Source organism: Achromobacter sp. MFA1 R4, from assembly GCF_900156745.1.
GTDB lineage: Bacteria > Pseudomonadota > Gammaproteobacteria > Burkholderiales > Burkholderiaceae_B > Achromobacter.
In genome coordinates this window covers 4,704,377-4,719,519 of sequence record NZ_LT707065.1, presented here as the reverse complement: position 1 = coordinate 4,719,519, position 15,143 = coordinate 4,704,377, and the positions used below count along the sequence as shown (strand labels likewise).

General features: G+C 64.5%; 10 protein-coding genes. 9 read left to right on the top strand and 1 reads right to left on the bottom strand.

Going from position 1 to position 15,143, the window contains the following annotated elements; translation table 11 throughout:
- Window positions 1-16 precede the first annotated feature (16 nt).
- The 4 genes from BXA00_RS21625 (at window position 17) to BXA00_RS21610 (ending at window position 6,323) form a co-directional block, all read left to right on the top strand.
- A complete protein-coding gene (locus BXA00_RS21625; protein WP_231952127.1) occupies window positions 17-4,888 on the top strand; it encodes an RHS repeat-associated core domain-containing protein in 4,872 nt (1,623 codons plus the stop codon).
- A gap of 5 nt (window positions 4,889-4,893) precedes the next feature.
- Window positions 4,894-5,280: an Imm50 family immunity protein gene (locus BXA00_RS29520; protein ID WP_076520454.1), complete on the top strand. Its 387-nt coding sequence runs from the start codon at window positions 4,894-4,896 to the stop codon at window positions 5,278-5,280.
- Window positions 5,281-5,428: 148 nt separating this feature from the next.
- Entirely contained in the window at window positions 5,429-5,716 is a 288-nt protein-coding gene (locus BXA00_RS21615; RefSeq protein WP_076520453.1) for an Imm53 family immunity protein, read from the top strand.
- A 79-nt stretch (window positions 5,717-5,795) separates the two neighbouring features.
- A complete protein-coding gene (locus BXA00_RS21610) occupies window positions 5,796-6,323 on the top strand; it encodes an Imm15 family immunity protein (RefSeq protein ID WP_076520452.1) in 528 nt (175 codons plus the stop codon).
- Window positions 6,324-6,458: 135 nt separating this feature from the next.
- Here the strand turns inward: BXA00_RS21610 and BXA00_RS21605 are convergent, their stop codons facing one another.
- The gene (locus BXA00_RS21605; RefSeq protein WP_076520451.1) at window positions 6,459-8,084 is read right to left on the bottom strand and encodes a GMC family oxidoreductase; all 1,626 of its coding nucleotides are present in this window, start codon (window positions 8,082-8,084) and stop codon (window positions 6,459-6,461) included.
- Between the two features lie 247 nt (window positions 8,085-8,331).
- Between BXA00_RS21605 and BXA00_RS21600 the strand changes: the two genes are divergently transcribed.
- From BXA00_RS21600 to BXA00_RS21580, 5 genes are all read left to right on the top strand, one after another.
- Window positions 8,332-9,264, top strand: a complete 933-nt coding sequence (locus BXA00_RS21600; RefSeq protein WP_076520450.1) for a LysR family transcriptional regulator — start codon at window positions 8,332-8,334, stop codon at window positions 9,262-9,264.
- A gap of 340 nt (window positions 9,265-9,604) precedes the next feature.
- The gene (gene nirB / locus BXA00_RS21595) at window positions 9,605-12,166 is read left to right on the top strand and encodes a nitrite reductase large subunit NirB (RefSeq protein WP_076520449.1); all 2,562 of its coding nucleotides are present in this window, start codon (window positions 9,605-9,607) and stop codon (window positions 12,164-12,166) included.
- A complete protein-coding gene (nirD, locus tag BXA00_RS21590; RefSeq protein ID WP_076520448.1) occupies window positions 12,166-12,516 on the top strand; it encodes a nitrite reductase small subunit NirD in 351 nt (116 codons plus the stop codon). Before nirB ends, nirD begins: the two co-directional genes overlap by 1 nt.
- Window positions 12,517-12,566: 50 nt before the next feature.
- Window positions 12,567-13,379, top strand: a complete 813-nt coding sequence (locus BXA00_RS21585) for a formate/nitrite transporter family protein (protein ID WP_076520447.1) — start codon at window positions 12,567-12,569, stop codon at window positions 13,377-13,379.
- 13 nt (window positions 13,380-13,392) lie between these two features.
- Window positions 13,393-15,138: a bifunctional protein-serine/threonine kinase/phosphatase gene (locus BXA00_RS21580; protein ID WP_076522058.1), complete on the top strand. Its 1,746-nt coding sequence runs from the start codon at window positions 13,393-13,395 to the stop codon at window positions 15,136-15,138.
- Window positions 15,139-15,143: the final 5 nt, after the last annotated feature.

Genomic DNA, 15,143 nt, shown 5'->3' with positions numbered 1-15,143 from the left:
TTGTGAGAAATTCTTCATGCCCCCTCCTCCCGGCATACCGACTACCTCCCGCCTTCCCGCGAGCTATACGCCGCAAGAGTGGAACACCGTCATCGGCACGTCATGGCAAACCATCTCCCAAGGATGGGACCACGCGGTGCGCGAAGCGCGCAGCCTCGCCAATTCCGAGGCCGGCAAGACTGGCTTGCAGGCGGCGCGATTTTTGATGATCGGCGCCGTGGCGGCAAGCGTCGTCGTCGCGCCGCGCAACACCATCGAGGTGCGGGACGTCCAGGAAGGCGCGGCTGCGTTCGACGCCTGGCTGCGCAGCATCAGCGACAACTGGATCACCCTGGAACGGCTCACCCACGTCGCCAGCGCGATTCCTGTCATCACCAACATCATGGCGCTGGTTGACGTCGCCAACGACGTCACGCAGATGCTGACGCGGCAGGAAGTGATGGTGCTCGACTGGGTTGGGCTGGGCATCGACCTGATCGGTGTCGTGCCGGCGGCGGTCGGCTACGGAATGATACGCAGCAGTCTGCGCGCCGCATTGCACAGCGCCCGCCAGGAATTGATGACCCGCGGCATGGCGGGCGTGAGCCAGGTCCTGATCACCACGCTGGAAAACAACTTGAGCGCCAGCTTCAGGGGTGACCTGGAAACGTTTCTTCTAGGCACGATTGCCCGGCTCAACGACATCCTCGCCGCGGCGGCCGACACGGGCGAGCGGATCGTCCATAGCCTGGGCGATGGCCTGATCCGGCTGGCGAACGGCGAGCTTGGCGCCGCCGAGGACTATCGGGCAGCCGACCAGAAACTGCAGGCGCTGATGAACGACGGCTCGGTCAGCACGTTGGGGATGTTCACTCATCCCAATCTGTGGAGCGCGCTTGGCAGCCTGGCGTCCGGCGTCGTGAAGGATGGCGCGGGGCGCGGCGGCCAACTGGTCATGTCCGAGTCCTTCCGCTTGAATGTGTTGGAGATCGGCGCGCAGTTAAAGCGTCTTGCACCCCAGATCAAGACGCAGATCCTCAAGCTGACGGACGCGGGGACCCAGCAGAGTATCGGCTGGATGCTCGCGCAGCTTGTGCAGGCCATGGCCGCAAGAAAGCGTCTGGGGGGTTCTCGCTCGGCCAACGTGCGTCCCGACCAAACCAGCCAGGCGGCGCGCCAGGCAAGCGGCGCCGAGACCGACGCCATCCGGCGCCAGGCCCCGGCCAAGGCGGATCCCAAGCCGGGCAGCGGTTGCGGCTCGTGCAACAGCATCACATTCGCGCGCGGAGCCGAAACCCTCACCCATACCGACGTGATACTGCCCGGCCCGTTCGAATTGCGATGGGCGCGCACGTACCGCTCCGACCTGAACGCCTATGACGCGAGCCCGATAGGCGCGCGCTGGATCAACGAATTCACGACCCGCTTCGATGTGGTGTCCGGGCCCTTGGACGCAGATGCCTTGCGCTACCACGGCGCAGATGGGCGCAGCCATGACTATCCGTTGCCCCTGCCAGGACAGTCCCATTACGACCCGATCGAAAATCTGACACTGGTCAGAACGTCGGCCAACGAGGTGCGATTGGCCCAGGGGTATCGCCGCACCGAGACGTACCGCCGCCACGGACCGGGCTTCAGGCTTATACATATCGAGCTGCGGGGCGGCGCGCGCGTCTCGTTGCACTACGAACACGAGGTGCACGGCCGCCAGCTTCTCTCTGACCTGGTCACCTACCAGGACGACGAAGCGCTTCAGCATGTCGGCCTGGAAAGCGACCAAACCGGCCGCATCGCCGCGCTTTGGCTGATGGCCGATGGCAAGCGCCAGCGGCAACTGGCGCGTTATGAGTACGGCGAAGCCGGCGACCTGGCGCTCGCCCAAGACGCGCATGGCGCGCAATGGCGTTACCAGTATTGGCATCACCTGTTGACCCGCTACACCGACCGTACCCAACGCGGCATCAACCTGGAATGGGACGGCGATGGCCCCAACGCCCGCGCTATCCACGAATGGGCGGACGACGGCACTTTCGCGTTGCGGCTGGAATGGTCAAGCCAGATCCGGCAGACCACGGTGACCGATGCGCTGGGCCACCGGACGCTGTACTACTACGACATCCTTGGCTATCCCTATCGCATCGTGCATCCGGACGGCCTGTCGGAGTGGTTCTATCGCGATGAGGCGAAGAACCTCACGCAACACGTGCATCCTGATGGCAGCATCGACCGCTACGACTACGATGACCGCGGCAAGCTGCTGAAACACATCCGGCCCGACGGCAGCACCGAACATTACGCCTACGACGACCAGGACCAGCTCTACAAGATCCGCGACGCCGAAGGCGGCTTGTGGCAGCGCGACTACAGCCCGCGCGGCTATCTGACCGAGACCATCGATCCGCTGGGCAACAAGACCGAATACGCCTATGACGCGGCAGGCAATCCCGTTGCGATCCGGGACGCTCGGGGTGGAGAGAAGCTGCTGGCCTACAACGCCGCGGGCCAGATAACGCAGTACACGGATTGTTCGGGCAAGCGAAGCGCCTGGGTGTATGACGAACTCGGCCAGTTGCGTGAATACACCGATGCGGCGGGCAACGTCACGCACTACGGGTACGAGGCGGGGCACCTGGCCCACGTCACGCACCCGGACCAGACGGTCGAATACTTCGAGCGCGACGCCGAGGGGCGTTTGCTGGCCCACATTGACGCGCTGGGCCGGCGTACGCAGTGGACCTACAACGGCGCGGGGTTACTCGCCCAGCGCCGGGACGCGGCAGGGCGAACCGTGCACTACGAATGGGACAAGCTGGGTCGGCTCACCGCGCTCGCCAACGAGAACGACCGGCAGGCTAGATTCGCTTATGACCCGGCCGGGCGCTTGCTGGAGGAGCGAGGCTTCGATGATCTGGCCACCCGATATCGTTACGATCCGAACAGCGGCACCTTGCTGACCGCACAGGATGGTGACCGGGTCATCGAATTCACGTTCGACGCGCTGGGGCGTGTGACGCAACGATTGGCGCGGCCGTATGCGCCGTCAGCGCAGGCGGTGGGTCAAACGGCAGCACAGGCGTCGACACGCTCGGCGCCGGTTCGCGTCGAGGCGCAGACAGAGCGCTACGCCTACGACGGCAACGGCCGCCTCATTCTCGCCGAAAACACCGCCTGCCGGCTCCAATGGTTCCACGACGCCGCCGGCAACCTGATCCGCGAACACCAGCACTATCTGGCCCTGGCGCAGCCAGTCGTGGCGGTCTGGAAGCACGAGTACGACGAGCTGAACCAGCGCATCGCCACGCGCCGCCCGGACGGTCATCGCGTCAACGTGCTGACCTATGGTTCTGGCCACGTCCACGGCCTGATGTTCGACGACCATGAACTCGTCAGCATCGAACGCGACGACCTGCACCGCGAGACCACGCGCGTGCAAGGTAATGGCCTGGCGCAGACGCAATCGTGGGACGCGATGGGGCGCCTGAATGCGCAGAGCATCGCGCGGGGCGCGCAGCGCCTGATCCACCGCGGCTACCGCTACGATGCGGCCGGGCAGTTGGAAGCGATCCAGGACAGCCGCCGCGGCCCCTTGGCATACCGCTATGACCCGGTAGGACGCCTATTGGAGGCCACCAGCAGCCTCGGCAAGGAAACCTTCGCCTTCGATCCGGCAAGCAATCTCCTCGACCCGTCCAGCGACCCGGCCCACGCCAGCACCCTCGGCATGGCCGGCCCCGTCTACACCTACCGCCAGCGCTCGGCGCGCTTGGACAACCTGCTGCGCGAATACGCCGGCACCCACTACACCTACGACGCGCGCGGCAACCTCGTTGAGAAGCTGCACAACGGCCAGCGCTCGCGCTTCGAATGGGATCTCTTCAATCGCCTGACGAGCTATAGCAACGACCGCCTGCACGTGAGCTACCAGTACGACGCACTGGGCCGCCGCCTGCTCAAGCAATCCGAAGCGCACTGGCGCGAACGGCCGGGCATGACGCCTGCGCAGATCCGGGAAGACCAAGCGCGCGCGAATCGCGCGATGGGCTGCAGCACGACGCTCTACGGCTGGGATGGCGACACCCTGGCATGGGAAGGCGCCGATGACCAGACCACGCACTACCTTTACGAACCCGGCAGCTTCGTCCCGCTGGCTCAGGCAATCAGCCGCAAACCCGTACTGCTGCATCAGCAACCTGTTTACTCGGGTGCCTACGACATCGATCAGGACCCGCTATGGACAACCTCGCCCGACCCGGACCCGGTGGACGCCATGGCCTGGTATCACTGCGATCACCTTGGCACACCCCAGGAGCTGACCGACGCGCAAGGCGAGATAGTTTGGAGCGCCCAATACCACGCGTGGGGCGCGGCCAAAGAGGCCATCACCGACACCGCCCGCGCGGCGGGGATACGTAATCCGATCCGATTCCAGGGGCAGTATCTGGACCCGGAAACGGGCCTGCATTACAACCGCCATCGGTACTATGATCCGCAGATCGGACGGTTCATTGCGAAGGATCCGATCGGGTTTGCGGGTGGGTTGAATGTTTACCAGTATGCGGATAACCCGGTGGGGTGGGTTGATCCGTTGGGGCTGGCAGGTCGTAGCGGTGCTTTCAGGAACGCGAAAAGGGACGCTGGGATTCCAATGTCACAGCAACCTGATTCGATTGTTCGTGTACCGATGACTACCAGAGGCTGCCAAGTTATGTGCGGAAATAAACCCGTCCTCACCCGCGAATATCAGTATCGACGATCTGATGGCAGTGTCGTTGTGATTCAGGATCATGGCGCCGGTCACGATTTCGGCGCCGAAGGTATAGGGAATCAGGGCCCGCATTTCAACGTTAGGCCAATCAGCAACACTCGAACCGGTTCGGTTGACGGAACTTTTTCTCACTACCCCTATTAAAGAAAATGCATTCGGATAAATTTTTCCTGCAAAATTGCGAAGGACTACGCCGTATATATGGGTACCTTCCCACATTTTCTGAGGTAAACCTCCATAAATTGCAGCTGGATTGGAATGGACCAACTGCGTCACTAACGTTGGATTTGCAGGAATTTCCCGATAATCCGCCTTTGAAATGGGCAAAGTTCAACACAATTCAAGTTGAGCTTTCGATTTCCCCTCTAACCTCTATTCAACTTAGTAAATTTGGAACTGGGAATAAGTGTAGCTTTGCAATTTCTTCGAGTGACAACCACGACCTCGAAATTGTTTTGCACGGAGAGACAGAAGCGAGGCTGAGGGGGAAGTCAGCGTGGATATGTAAGATTTCCGCCTATCTTAATAACGGATAGGGCTGCCCGTTCCCTGGCATTCGCTTCCACATGCACGGATCCTGAATAGTCCTATTCACATTAGCGAGTTGGAAGCACTCGAGTTCGCTGTTGGCCTAGCGGCAGCAGTTGACCGATGCGAGATCGCTAAACGCAAGGGCTTGTGCAGATGACCAACTTAATTGAAACCCTACAGAATTGGTATACCAACAAATGTGACGATGTCTGGGAACATTCGTTTGGCATCGAAATAACCAACATCGACAACCCCGGTTGGAAGGTGAAAATTACCGGCACTACCAGCCATATCCCCTTCAACATCAATATTGAGCGATGCGAAACTGACTGGGTGATCGTGAATGCGTCCGACACGGTATTCGAGGCGTTTGGAGGCGCGGCGAACTTAAGCGAAATCTTGTCGCTCGCCGTGGAATGGATCAAAGAGGAAAAAACGTGAGTTTGCAATAAATTGCCGAAGCGGTAGGAACAGACGACCCAATCCGACGCAAAAAGCAGTAACTCCCAGGCAGGCCGCAATGAAGTTATCGGATATTTTTACGAAACTGATCAGGGATGAGCCTTATAACGACTTGAATGTCTTTGACTACTCATACGAAAGCTATGAGGAATTTCCAATAGTATCGAGGTACAAGAAGGTTGCTCATCTCAAAACAACCTACACCGCTAAAGAAGCCTTTGAAATTCTCATTTCCCTCGCTTGTTTTGTTCTGAGATGCGCCACCGTACATACCAGACGAAAAGACAGAGGAAAGTCAGATCGCAAAACTTTGCTTGGCCTCAGCTTTGATGGGTTTGATGATTTTGAAGAAAATTCGTTTGTCGTTCCGAAAATTTTTGTATTTCCGGGTACCGAGGGAGTCCGATTTTTATCTACGTTGTTTGGCAAACGCGGCATGAAAGCATCTTATGAAATGGATTTGATCAAGAACGCTTTCCATGACGCGGGCGTGCTTTCAAGCTTTGATTTCTATGAAAGCAGATTTTTTGACGATGCCTGCGGAGAGGAATTGGTCCGCATCTACGCCATCCCGACGACGCCATGAGCATTGACGCTGATCATGCTCCCTGCTCCCTGCCCCCCTGTTACCCAAGCGCGCCCTAGCCGCTCAGGCAGCCTGAGCGATGAAAAGGTCAACCTCATCACGACGCGGACGCTCCACATAGCAGGAATTACCGCATTAACCCCGCCCCATTCCCCCCTCTTCCCCAATCATCTCCGCCGCCCGCTCCGCGATCATGATCGTCGGGGAGTTCGTGTTCCCCGACGTGATCAGCGGCATGATCGACGCGTCGGCGATGCGCAGCCCCTGCAGGCCGTGGACCCGCAGCCGCGCGTCCACCACGGCCCCGCCGTCCGGGTCCCGTCCCATGGCGCAGGTGCCGACGGGATGGAAGATGGTGGTGCCGATCTTGCCGGCCGCCTGGCGTAGTTCAGCTTCGGTCTGGAAGGCCGGGCCCGGCAGCCACTCCTGCGGCTGGTAGCGCTGCAGGGCCGGCGCGGCGGCGATGCGGCGCACCAGGCGGATGGAGTCGGCCGCGACGCGCAGGTCTTCTTCGGTGCTCAAGTAGTTGGGGCGGATGACGGGTGCTTCGCTGCCCTGCTGGCCCGCGGGCCCTTGCGCATGGACGCTGCCGCGCGAAGTCGGGCGCAGGTTGCACACGCTGGCGGTGAAGGCGTCGAAACCATGCAGGGGCTCGCCGAATGCGCCCAATGACAGCGGCTGCACGTGGAATTCGACGTTGGCGCGGTCCTGGCCAGGATCGGATTTGGCGAATGCGCCCAACTGCGATGGCGCCATGCTCATGGGGCCGCTGCGGCTTACGAGGTATTCCAGTCCGATGCCCGCCCGGCCCAGCCACGTGGACGTGATGCGGTTCAGCGTCTTGACGCCGTTCACCTTGATGATGACGCGCAATTGCAGGTGGTCCTGCAGATTCTCCCCCACGCCCGGCAAGGCGTGGCGCAAGGTGATGCCGCTTTCGCGCAGGCGCGCGGGCTCGCCGATGCCCGAGACTTCGAGCAGGTGCGGCGAGTTCACCGCGCCGGCGGCCAGCACGACCTCGCGCCGCGCGCGCAGCGACGTGGCGCGGCCGCCGCGGTTGACGCGCACGCCGACGCAGCGCTTGGCATCGAATTCAAGCTGTTCGGCCAGCGCGCCAGTCATGACGTGCAGGTTCGGGCGCCTGCGCACCGGACGCAGGAAGGCCTTGGAGGTGTTCCAGCGCCAGCCACTGCGCTGGTTGACCTCGAAGTAGCCGGTACCGAAGTTGTCGCCGCGATTGAAGTCGGGCACGCGCGGAATGCCTTCCTGTTCGGCCGCGGCGGCGAAGGCTTCCAGGATGTCCCAGCGCAGGCGCTGGGATTCCACGCGCCACTCCCCGCCCGCGCCGTGGAATTCGTCCGCGCCGCGGTGGTAGTCCTCGCTGCGCTTGAAGACCGGCAGGACCTGGTCCCAGCTCCAGGCCGGGTCGCCCGACAGCGCGGCCCAGTCCTCGTAGTCCTGCTTCTGGCCGCGCATGTAGATCATGCCGTTGATCGACGAGCATCCACCCAGCACGCGGCCGCGCGGATAGATGAGGGACCGGCCGCCAAGCCCCGGTTCCTCGGCCGTGCGGTACATCCAGTCGGTGCGCGGGTTGCCGATGCAATGCAGATAGCCGACGGGGATATGGATCCAGTGGTAGTTGTCGCGCCCGCCGGCCTCCAGCAGCAGCACCTGCACGGCGGGATCGCGGCTCAGCCGGTTGGCCAGCACGCAGCCGGCCGAGCCCGCGCCCACGATGATGTAGTCGTATGTCTCCATAAGCTCTTCTTATCTAGTCGCGGGCCTGTCCAGGGCGTCCGCGCGGTGAGCCGGCCCCGGCTGCGGCGCCGGGCGCGCAGCGGGAATCTGCCATGACTCTGGCGCAGCCTGTCGCGGCTGTCCAATGAAATGTTGAAAAGCGCTTTATAAGCGCCTTTAATAATGCTCGACTGCCAGAGCGCGATGCCAAGGCTCGATTCCCCAAGGCTCGATTCCCTTCCCCCGCTGCCCCTTACCAACACACGCCATGGACCTGAAGCATATCCGCACGTTCGCCGCCGTTGCGCGCGAAGGCAACCTGACGCGGGCGGCCGAGCACCTGCACCTGACCCAGCCCGCGTTGAGCCTGCAACTCAAGAACTTCCAGGAGTCGCTGGACCTGACGCTGTTCTCACGCACGGCCCAGGGCTTGGCGCCCAACGCGGACGGGCGGGCGCTGCTGCCCCCGGCGCTGCGGGTGCTGGACGCCCTGGAGGATTTCCAGCGCGCCATCGGCGCCCTGCGCGACACCGTCCAGGGCGAACTGCGGATGGGCACCATCCTGGATCCCGAGTTCCTGCGGTTGGGCGCCACGTTGCAATACCTGGTTGAGCACTATCCCAAGATCCGCCCGACGCTGCGCCACGGGATGTCGGGATCGGTCGGCCGCCAGGTGCGCGCCGGCGAACTGGACGTGGGCTTTTTCCTGGGTCCGCAGGCACCGGAAGGCAGGTCACGGGAAAGCCACCCGCGGGACGGCCACCCGCGGGGCGGCCACCCGCCGGGGCTGCATGCGCAACCGCTGGCCTCGTTCGCCTATTACGTGGTCGCGCCCAAGGGCTGGAGCGCGCAAGTCGCGGGCCGGGGTTGGGCGGACATCGCGGCGCTGCCCTGGATCTGGACGCCGCCCGACTCCGTGCACCATCGCCTGCTGTCCGACAAGTTCGGCGCGCTGGGCATCGCGCCCCATGCGGTGGCCGAGGTGGACCAGGAAGCCTCGATGCTGGACCTGGTGCGCTCGGGTGTCGGGCTGTCCCTGGCGCGGGACGCCATTGCGCTGCGGGAATCGCAGGCCAGCGGCCTGCAACTGGTGAAGGGGCTGTCGATCCAGGCCGAGCTCTCGTTCATCACGCAGGCCTCGCGCCGCGAGGACCCGCTGGTTGCCGCCGCGTTTGCGGCCGTACAGGCGGCGTTTGCCTGAAACCGGCCATCGCGGCGGCCCGCCGTGATGTTGCGGTGCGCCAAACGGGTGCAGGCCGCACACGGATATGCACCGATACGAAGCATCCGAGCGGGCCGCGGCCGCCGCCCCGCAAGGGGCCGTGAGGGGCTGCCGCCCCCGTCCTTCCCTATGAATCGCAAGGGAAACCCGGCCGCAACATCGCCTTTCGACATTCCTGGCATGGACTTTGCTTGATATGTCGTGTGCGGGTGCGAACCCGCCAAGACAATTCGAGCAGTACCGGCAATGGCGCCCCGACCGCAAGGTCCAGGGCGCCTTTTGTCTTCTGAAAACCGACATCCAAGCCCGGGGAAATCCCATGAATGCAGCGGCCACATCCGATTCCTTGCAGACGCTGATTGTCATCGGCAACGGCATGGTGGGCCATCATTGCGTCGAGCAATTGATCGCCCGCGGCGCCCTCGAGCGCTATCGCATCACCGTTTTTGGCGAAGAGACCCGCCGCGCCTACGACCGCGTCCACCTGTCCGAATATCTCAACGGCCGCGACGCCGAATCCATGGCGCTGGGCGAGGCTTCGCTCTATGAACAGGAGGGCGTGAGCCTGCGCCTGGGCGAACCCGTACTGGAGATCGACCGCCACGCGCAGGAGGTCATCACCGCCAACGGCCGCACCGCCTATGACAAGCTGGTGCTGGCGACGGGCTCCTATCCCTTCGTGCCGCCGATCGCGGGCGCCGAGGGCACGTCGCGGCTGGTGTACCGCAGCATCGACGACCTGGACCTGATCCGCGAGGCGGCCAGCGGGGCGCGGCGCGGCGTGGTCGTGGGCGGCGGCCTGCTGGGGCTGGAAGCGGCCAATGCGCTCAAGTCGCTGAACCTGGAAGCCCACGTGGTGGAGTTCGCACCGCGCCTGATGCCCGTGCAACTGGACGACGCCGGCGGCGCGGCGCTCAAGGCGCGCATCGAGGCGCTGGGCGTGGGCGTGCATCTGTCGCGCGCCACGCAGGACATCAAGCCCGGCACGCAGTACCGCTACCGCATGCGCTTTGCCGAAGGCGCGCCGCTGGAAACCGACCTGATCGTGTTTTCGGCCGGCATCCGCCCGCAGGTGTTCCTGGCGCGCAAGGCCGGGCTGGCGCTGGCCGAGCGCGGCGGCGTCGCCATCGACGAGCGCTGCCTCACCAGCGACGCCAACATCTACGCCATCGGCGAATGCGCGTCGTGGAACGGCACCATCTTCGGCTTGGTCGCGCCGGGCTACCAGATGGCCCGCATCGTCGCCGCCGATCTCTGCGGCGCGCCCGAGCAGCCCTTCTCGGGCGCGGACATGTCCACCAAGCTCAAGCTGCTGGGCGTGGACGTCGGTTCGATCGGCGACGCGCACGGCGCGACGCCCGGCTCGCGCAGCTACCGTTACATCGACGAGGCCGGTTCCAGCTACCGCCGCCTGGTCGTCTCCGGCGACGGCAAGCGCGTGCTGGGCGCGGTCCTGGTGGGCGACAACAGCTACTACGACACCCTGCTGCAATACGCGCAGAACGGCATCGCGCCGCCCGCGGACCCGTCCAGCCTGATCCTGCCGCAAGGCCAGGGCGCGCCGCTGCTGGGCGTGGACGCGTTGCCCGCCACCGCCACCATCTGCTCCTGCCACAACGTCAGCAAGGGCGCCGTCTGCGACGCCATCGACGGCGGCTGTACGGACCTGGGCAGCGTCAAGGCTTGCACCAAGGCGGCCTCGGGCTGCGGCGGCTGCGCCGGCCTGCTCAAGCAGGTGGTCGAACACGAACTCGCCAGCCGCGGCGTCGCGGTGGACAAGAGCCTGTGCGAACACTTCGCCTATACCCGCCAGGAGCTGTATGCGATCGTGCGCGTGGGCGGTATCGAGACCTTCGAGGAACTGCTGGCCAGCCACGGACGCGGCCACGTGGGTTGCGAGATCTGCAAACCCGCCGTGGGCAGCATCCTGGCGTCCTGCTGGAACCGCCCCATCCAGGACCCGCATCTGGTGCCGCTGCAAGACACCAACGACACCTTCATGGCCAACATGCAGAAGAACGGCACCTATTCGGTCGTGCCGCGCATGCCCGCCGGCGAGGTCACGCCCGACGGCCTGATCGCGATCGGCGCCGTGGCCAAGAAGTACAAGCTGTACGTCAAGGTCACCGGCGGCCAGCGCATCGACCTCTTCGGCGCGCAATTGCACGAGTTGCCGTCCATCTGGTCGGAACTGATCGCCGCGGGCTTTGAGACCGGCCATGCCTACGGCAAGTCCACGCGCACCGTGAAGTCCTGCGTCGGCAGCACGTGGTGCCGCTACGGCGTGCAGGACAGCGTGAAGATGGCGCTGGACATCGAGCATCGCTACAAGGGCCTGCGCGCGCCCCACAAGCTGAAGTTCGCCGTGTCCGGCTGCACCCGCGAATGCGCCGAGGCGCAAAGCAAGGACATCGGCGTGATCGCCACCGAAAACGGGTGGAACCTGTACGTGTGCGGCAACGGCGGCATGCGTCCGCGCCACGCCGAACTGTTCGCCACCGACCTGGACGACGCCACCCTCATCCGCTACATCGACCGCCTGCTGATGTTCTACATCCGCACGGCCGACAAGCTGCAGCGCACGTCCGTGTGGCGCGAATCGCTGGAAGGCGGCCTGGACTACCTGAAGCAGGTCGTGATCGAGGACAGCCTGGGCCTGGCCGCCGAACTGGAGGCGCAGATGCAACTGGTGGTGGACCGCTACGAATGCGAATGGGCCAACGCCCTGAGCGACCCGGAAAAGCTCAAGCGCTTCCGCACCTTCGTCAACGACAGCCAGGGCGACCCCGACATCCAGTTCGTGCAGGAACGCGGCCAGCCCCGGCCGGCCCCGGCGCGCGCCGCCCAGCGCGTCATCCCGATTGCCGAGGAGATCGCCTGATGTCCGCACACAACGCTGAAACGCAGGCCTGGCGCCACGCCTGCCACCGCCAGGACCTGGTGGCCAACTCCGGCGTCGTCGCGCTGGTGGACGGCGCCCAGGTCGCCCTGTTCTACCTGCCGGACGCCGAAGGCCAGACCCTTTACGCCGTGTCCAACCGCGATCCGAAATCCGGCGCCAACGTCATCGGCCGGGGCATCGTCGGCCAGCTCGCCGGCGACGTGGTCGTGGCGTCTCCCCTCTATAAGCAGCACTTCCGCCTGGCGGACGGGAGCTGCGTGCAGTACCCCGACCAACGCTTGCGGACGTGGCAGGCGCGCTTTAACGGCGACGCGGTGGAAATCGCCTGACGGGCGCCACCGGATTCTTTTCAAACATCAGCACAGCAACAGGAAACAACATGTCCTACCTAGCTCCCTCCGAGTTCGTCACCAAGATGGTGGATGCGGGCGAATCCAAGCTCTACATGGCGACCCGCGACGTCCTGATACGCGCCTTCATGGCCGGCGCCATCCTGGCGATCGCCGCGGTCTTCGCCGTCACCGTCACGGTGCAGACCGAATCGCCCATCCTGGGCGCGGCGCTCTTTCCGGTCGGCTTCTGCATCCTGTACCTGATGGGCTTTGACCTGCTGACCGGCGTTTTCGTGCTGACGCCGCTGGCGCTCTTTGACAAGCGCCCGGGCGTCACGGTGGGCGGCATCCTCAAGCACTGGGGGCTGGTCTTCGTGGGCAATTTCCTGGGCGCGCTGACCGTCGCCGTCCTGATGGCCATCGTCTTCACCTACGGCTTCTCGGTGCCGCCCAACAAGGTCGGACAGGTCATCTCGCACATCGGCGAAAACCGCACGCTGGGCTACAAGGAATACGGCGCGGGCGGCATGCTGACCATCTTCATCCGCGGCGTGCTCTGCAACTGGATGGTGTCGCTGGGCGTGGTCGGGGCCATGATCTCCACGACGGTCAGCGGCAAGGTGATCGCGATGTGGATGCCAGTCATGCTGTTCTTCGCGATGGGTTTCGAGCACTCCATCGTCAACATGTTCCTGTTCCCGTCCGCGATGATCATGGGCGGCAACTTCTCGATCATGGACTACATGATCTGGAACGAAATCCCGGTCGTGCTGGGCAACCTGATCGGCGGCATCTCGCTGACGGGCCTGACGCTCTACACGACGCACATGAAGACCGCGCCCAAGCGCCGCTTCGTCTGATCGCCTCTTGCGCATGGACAGCCCTACGCCCATCGCGCCCGCCGCCTCGCTGAAGGTGGCGGTGGGCCAGCACACCGATCCCGGGGTCAAGTCCGTGAACCAGGACTTCCACGGCTTGTGCGTGCCGGGCGAGCCGCTGCTGGGCGCCAAGGGCATCGCCATCGCGCTGGCCGACGGCATCAGCAGCAGCAACGTCAGCCACATCGCCAGCGAAACCGCCGTGGCGAGCTTCCTGGAAGACTACTACTGCACGCCGGAAACCTGGTCCGTGAAGAAGTCGGCCCAGAAGGTGCTCAGCGCGGCCAACGCGTGGCTCCATTCGCAAAGCCGCCAGCGCCATGGGCAGGACCAGGACAGCGGCTACGTCTGCACGATGAGCGTGATGGTGCTCAAGGGCGCCACCGCGCACATCCTGCACATCGGCGATGCGCGCATCTACCGCCTGCGCGACGGCGCCGTGGAACAACTGACCGAAGACCACCGCGTCTGGGTGGCCCACGACAAGAGCTACCTGGGCCGCGCGCTGGGCCTGGCGCCGCACCTGGAGATCGACTACCACACGCAGGCGGTGGAAGCAGGCGACGTGTTCCTGCTGGCGACCGACGGCGTGTACGAACACGTCACGGATCAGGACCTGCGCGACGCCGTCGCCGCCCACGGCGACCACCTGGACGATGCCGCCCGCACCCTGGTTCAGCTGGCCCTGGAACGCGGCAGCGACGACAACCTGACGATGCAGATCGTGCGCGTCGATGCCCTGCCCGCCCGCCAGGCCGGCGAAATGGCCCAGTATTCCGGCAGCCTGCCCTGTCCGCCCCTGCTGGACGTAGGCCAGGTGTTCGAAGGCTTTCGCATCACGGACGAACTGCGCGCCAGCAGCCGCAGCCACGTCTACCTGGCCGAGGACCTCGACAGCGGCGACACCGTGGTCATCAAGATACCGTCGCTGGACCTGCGGCACGATCCGGCCTACCTGGAGCGCCTCCTGACCGAGGAATGGCTTGCGCGCCGCATCGACAGCCGCCACGTGGTGCGCGCCTGGCCGCGCACGCGCACGCGCCGCTCGCTCTACACCGTCAGTGAATACATCGCAGGCTGCACGCTGACGCAATGGATGGCCGCCAACCCGCGCCCGGCGCTGGAGCCGGCAATCGCCATCGTGGAGCAGATCGCGCGGGGCCTGCAGGCTTTTCACCGGCTCGAGATCGTGCATCAGGACCTGCGCCCGGACAACATTCTCATCACACCGGACGGCACGGCCAAGATCATCGACCTGGGGTCGGCCCGCACCGCCGGGATCCAGGAACGGGGCGCGGACGGCGACGAGCCCATGCCCGTGCTGGGCACCGCGCAATACGCGGCGCCCGAGTACTTTCTGGGCGAAGCGGGCACGACACGCTCGGACATCTATTCGCTGGCCGCGATCCTGTACCAGATGCTGTCGGGTCGCCTGCCCTATGGCGCCGACGTGGCCCGCGCGCGCAGCCGGGCCGCGCAACTGCGCCTGGCCTACGTGTCGGTGCTGGACCGCGACCGGGAGATCCCGGCCTGGGTCGACAGCGTCCTCAGCCGCGCCCTGCATCCCGATCCACAACTGCGCACGCCCGAGCTTTCCGAGTTCACGCACGCCCTGCGCCATCCGGCGGACGTGCGCGGCGGCGAGCGCCTGCCCCTGCTGGAACGCAACCCGGTGGCCTTCTGGAAAGGGCTGTGCCTGGTCCTGGCCATCGTGATCGTCATTCTTGCCTTCAACCCCTGAACCGA

Bases quoted from the DNA above. Each gene is read 5' to 3' on its own strand.
- BXA00_RS21610 (WP_076520452.1), top strand. From the start codon at position 5,796: ATGAAGTTATCGGATATTTTTACGAAACTGATCAGGGATGAGCCTTAT.
- BXA00_RS21600 (WP_076520450.1), top strand. From the start codon at position 8,332: ATGGACCTGAAGCATATCCGCACGTTCGCCGCCGTTGCGCGCGAAGGC.
- BXA00_RS21580 (WP_076522058.1), top strand. From the start codon at position 13,393: ATGGACAGCCCTACGCCCATCGCGCCCGCCGCCTCGCTGAAGGTGGCG.
- nirD (WP_076520448.1), top strand. From the start codon at position 12,166: ATGTCCGCACACAACGCTGAAACGCAGGCCTGGCGCCACGCCTGCCAC.
- BXA00_RS21625 (WP_231952127.1), top strand. From the start codon at position 17: ATGCCCCCTCCTCCCGGCATACCGACTACCTCCCGCCTTCCCGCGAGC.
- nirB (WP_076520449.1), top strand. From the start codon at position 9,605: ATGAATGCAGCGGCCACATCCGATTCCTTGCAGACGCTGATTGTCATC.
- BXA00_RS21585 (WP_076520447.1), top strand. From the start codon at position 12,567: ATGTCCTACCTAGCTCCCTCCGAGTTCGTCACCAAGATGGTGGATGCG.
- BXA00_RS29520 (WP_076520454.1), top strand. From the start codon at position 4,894: ATGCATTCGGATAAATTTTTCCTGCAAAATTGCGAAGGACTACGCCGT.
- BXA00_RS21605 (WP_076520451.1), bottom strand. From the start codon at position 8,084: ATGGAGACATACGACTACATCATCGTGGGCGCGGGCTCGGCCGGCTGC.
- BXA00_RS21615 (WP_076520453.1), top strand. From the start codon at position 5,429: ATGACCAACTTAATTGAAACCCTACAGAATTGGTATACCAACAAATGT.